Here is a 4,278-nt window from a genome sequence, read left to right on the forward strand (position 1 = left end):
GAGCAGACCCAGGTGATCTTCCGCCTGGAGTCGGCCGATGATGCCCGCCGCACCGCCGAGGAGCAGGCCGCCCAGGAGCGCGCCCGCCAGGCCTTCCGGGATCGGGCCGCGCAGGAGCGGGCCCGCCAGGCCTTCGCCGAGCGGGCCGCCGCCGAGGCCCGCACCCACGGCGACGAGACCCAGGTCATCCGGATCCCCCGGGAACACCCGGACGAGCACACCCAGATGATCGGCCACATCCCGCGTGACTCGGCCGAGCACACCCAGCTGCTCGGGCACATCCCGGGCGATCGGGACGACTACACGCAGGTCCTGGGTCGCATCCCGGGCAGCAGGACCGAGGAGAAGCCGCCGTCCATCATGGACGCGGAACGACCCGATCCCGGCGCCGACCCCACGACCCTGCTGAGCCGCACCCCGTCGAAGACGGAGGCACCGCAGGAGCCCAAGCGCCCCAAGAGTGTCCTGAACTCGGAACGCCCGCCGGACGAAGCCGAGGACGACACGCGCCTGCTGATGATCCCGAAGCAGCGGGATCCGGAAGAGCCGGGCGAGCAGGATCAGGGACGGTAGGCGGCCAGCGGGTTGCGCAGCGTACCCACCAGCTGCAGCGCGCCCGCCGGGTCCGACAGGCTGACCATCTCGCGGTTGTTGCGCAGCTGGAGGCGGTTCAGGCAGGACAGCGCGAACTCGTCCGCGAACAGGTCGTAGCGGTCGGCGAGGTGGGGCACCGACGCCAGGTAGGACGCCGCGCACGACGCCACCGTCCGCCAGAACTCAGCCGGCGGCAGCACTAGCGACAGCCGGGCGGCCAGGAAGCGGAAGAAGCAGTCGAAGACGTCCGTGAAGATGGACAGCAGCCTGATGTCGGGCGGCACGTCGGCCTTGATCCGGGAGATCAGCGGCGGCAGCGGGGCGGACGGGTCCATCAGCACGATCTCCTCGGCGATGTCCTTGAAGATCACCCGCTCGACCACGCCGTCGTTCAGGACCAGGATCACGTTCTCCCCGTGCGGCATGAACGCCAGGTCGTAGGCGTACAGGCTGTGCAGCAACGGCACCAGGTAGGCGTCCAGGTATCGGCGCAGCCACTCGGCGGGCGGAAGGCCGGACCGCTCGATCAGCGCCGCGGCGAACGAGCCGGACGAGTCGACGTGCAGCAGCGACGCCATGGTGGCCAGTCCGCGGCCCGGTTCCAGCGACGGCACCGGGCTCTCCCGCCACAGCGCGGCCAGCATTTTCCGATACGGGGACGAGCGATCCGTCGCCGCCTCGTAGTGCCGCGGGTGGTACCCGATCGCCGCCCGCTCTCGCAGGATCGTCAGCCCGCTGCCCTTGAGCACGGCATCGTTCTCGATGAGGTCGCGCAGCCAGTCGTTGATCGCCGGCGTCGCCTCCATGTACGCCGCGGACAGCCCTCGCATGAAGCCCATGTTGAGCACGCTGATCGCGGTCTTCACGTAGTGCCGGCGCGGTTGCGTGACGTTGAAGAACGTCCGGATCGACTGCTGCGGCAGGTGTTCGTCGGATCCGGGACCGAGATACACGAGCCGGTCGGTGGCGATCTCGCCGGCGAACGTGACGGCCAGCTTGTTCTCCCACTGCCAGGGGTGCACGGGCAGCAGGTGGTAATCCGCGATGTCCAGGCCCCGGGCGGCGAGCGCGCGGACGAACCCGGAGACGTCGCCCAGCTCGTACCCGATGTGCTGGTCGTAGGAAGTGTCGGGGCTGCACGTGAACGTGGAGTGGTCGCGGTGCGCGGCCAGCCAGACGAGGCGGACCGGTTGCGCGGCCTCCGGCGCGAAGGACAGGTAGTCCCGCAGCCCGAAGCCCAGCCGCCCGCTGTTGGCGACGAAGCACGGGTGACCCTCGGTCATCGACGCCTCGATGGTCTGGAAGTCGGCGTCCACGAGGTCGGTGGCGGACATTGCGGACCGGCTCGCCCGGAATGCCATGGCGGACAGGCTCGAGCTCAATTCCTCGAGGTAGACCGGCAGGATCGCGTCGCTGAGGCCGAACGATTCGCGGAATTGCAGTACGAAGTCGAGCGCGTCGACGTCGCCCAATGTTGACGGGTCAAGTGTCGACGGATCGACCTGCCAATGGTCGAGGTCGAACCGCGCCGCGGTGAATCGGTAGGTGACGTGCCGTCGTCGGAGGTGACCTCGTAGCGGCCGTCGACCTCGACCGGGTGGAGGAGACGCTCGTGGGCGAACTCGCCGAGCGCCTTCGCCACCATGTGCCGGTTGGCTTGCGCCCATGCGGCGGGGTTGAGGTGCGCGATCACGAGGTGACTCCGATCCGGGCCAGGAACTGCGCGCGGGTGCACGTACTCAGAAGGGCCTGCTTTTCCGGTTTTTGAAGTGGGCCGGCGACCGTGAATCCGACCGCGGCGTTGAGCGCGTGCACCGCCGTGTTGCGGATGTCCGGCTCGACGACGACCCGGTGGCAGTTCCGATCGTCGAAGAGCCAGGCCATCACGGTGGTGATCACGGCATGGGTGAAACCGTGCACCGGCGCCGACGCGGGAGCGCAGAGGAAATGCATGCCGACGTCGCCCGGCTGCGGGTCGTACAGCCCGGCCAGCTCGACGCGAGCGGGGTCATAACGCTCGGCCAGGAACGCGGGGCGGCCGTCCCAGAAACCGAGGAACGCGTCGTGGTGGGGGTGCGCCGCGATCCGCCGGTATTCGTCGGCGACCTGCTCGACGGAATGGTCGAGCATCATCCAGTAGGCCGCCTTCGGATGCGTGACCCAGGAATGCAGCAACTCCGCGTCGGCGTCCACGTCGAGCGGCCGCAGCGAGAAGGTGCCGAGCGCCGCATCGGCCCGCGCGTAGTGGTTCACGACGCCACCCCGAACTGCTGGAACGCGATGCTCTTCTCGATCGGATAGACCTCGCGGCCGAGCATCTCGCGAATGATCCAGGAGTTCCGGTACGCGCCCATGCCCAGGTCGGGGGACGTGATGCTGTGGGTGTGCGTGCCCGCGTTCTGCAGGAAGATCTCCCGCCCGGCGTGGTCGATGGTGTAGTTGCGGGCCACGTCGAATCGGCCGTGCGAATCCCAGCGGATCCGGTCGCTGATCGGCGCGAGGAAGGCCGGCATCGAATACTTGTAACCGGTGGCGAGCACCAGGCCCTCGGTGGCGACCGAATAGTCCCGCTCCTGCTCGACATGCCGCAGGCCCAGCGTGTAGACGCCGTCGGCATAGGACGCGGTCCGCAGCGCGGTGTTGGTGAGCAGCCGGGTGGCCACCGGGCCGTCGATGCTTTTCGCGTAGAGCGTGTCGTAGATGTCGTTGATCAGGTCGGCGTTGATGCCTTTGAAGAGCCCTTTCTGCTGCGTCTCGAGGGCGTATCGGCGCTGCTCGGGCAGGGCGTGGAAATAGTCCACGTATTCCGGGGACGTCATCTCGAGGGTGAGTTTGGTGTACTCGAGCGGGAAGAACCGCGGCGACCGGGTCACCCAGTTCAGCCGGTAGCCGCCGGGCGTGATGCCGGCGAGCAGATCCGCGTAGATCTCGGCGGCGCTCTGCCCGCTGCCGACGACGGTGATGCTGCGCTTCTCGCGCAGGGAGTCGCGGTGGTCGAGGTATTCGGAATTGTGCAGCAGGTCGCCGCCGAGGCCGTGGACGGCCGCCGGAAGGTACGGCGGGGTGCCGGTCCCCAATACGAGGCGGGGTGCCCGGTATTCGGCGTCGCCGGCCGTCACCGCGTACTCCCCGTTTTGATAGGAGACGGCCGTGACGCGCGCCCCGAAGCGCACGTTGGGCAGTTTGGCCGCGGCCCAGCGGCAGTAGTCGCTGTATTCGCTGCGCAGCGGGTAGAAGCTTTCGCGGATGTAGAACGAGTACATCCGGCCGGACTCCTTCAGATAGCTGAGGAAGGAATACGGCGAGGTGGGGTCGGCGAGGGTGACCAGATCGGCCAGGAACGGCGTCTGCAGGCGGGTCCCGTCGAGCATCATGCCGGGGTGCCAGCTCACGTCGGTGCGGGCTTCCAGGAACACCCCGTCGAGATCGGTCAGCGGGGCGGTCAGGCAGGCCAGGCCCAGGTTGTAGGGGCCGAGCCCGATGCCGATGAAGTCGTGGCAGGACATCTCAACTCCAAGCGTCAGGCGGGAACCGGGACGGTGCACCGGGCGACGTATGCGGCCGCGTGGTCGGCGATGAGCTCGAGGACGTGCTCGATGTCGGCGCGGGTGGTGGCCGGGTTGAGCAGGGTGAACTTGAGGTAGTGGCGACCGTCCACCTTGGTGCCGGCGACCACGGCGGCGC

The 4,278-nt window shown here is 68.5% G+C and carries 3 protein-coding genes and 1 pseudogene; 1 reads left to right on the plus strand and 3 read right to left on the minus strand.

What is annotated here, in order from left to right:
- The coding region (locus AB0M20_RS29605) for a hypothetical protein (RefSeq protein ID WP_364303604.1) at positions 1-573 on the plus strand (573 nt) is incomplete at its 5' end.
- Here the strand turns inward: AB0M20_RS29605 and AB0M20_RS29610 are convergent.
- From AB0M20_RS29610 to AB0M20_RS29620, 3 genes and pseudogenes are all read right to left on the minus strand, one after another.
- Positions 561-2,239 (minus strand): annotated as a pseudogene (locus AB0M20_RS29610) (IucA/IucC family siderophore biosynthesis protein). The gene AB0M20_RS29605 and the pseudogene AB0M20_RS29610 overlap by 13 nt on opposite strands.
- 44 nt (positions 2,240-2,283) lie before the next feature.
- Complete coding sequence (locus tag AB0M20_RS29615; RefSeq protein WP_364303605.1) at positions 2,284-2,847, minus strand: GNAT family N-acetyltransferase; 564 nt, start codon at positions 2,845-2,847, stop codon at positions 2,284-2,286.
- On the minus strand, positions 2,844-4,100 hold the full coding sequence (locus AB0M20_RS29620; RefSeq protein ID WP_364303606.1) for a SidA/IucD/PvdA family monooxygenase: 1,257 nt from the start codon (positions 4,098-4,100) through the stop codon (positions 2,844-2,846). The genes AB0M20_RS29615 and AB0M20_RS29620 overlap by 4 nt, the downstream gene beginning before the upstream one ends.
- Positions 4,101-4,278 lie beyond the last annotated feature (178 nt).

The organism is Actinoplanes sp. NPDC051633 (genome assembly GCF_040681735.1).
Classification (GTDB): Bacteria; Actinomycetota; Actinomycetes; order Mycobacteriales; family Micromonosporaceae; genus Actinoplanes.

Coding starts and splice junctions, on each gene's coding strand:
- AB0M20_RS29620 (WP_364303606.1), bottom strand. CDS start 4,100: ATGTCCTGCCACGACTTCATCGGCATCGGGCTCGGCCCCTACAACCTG.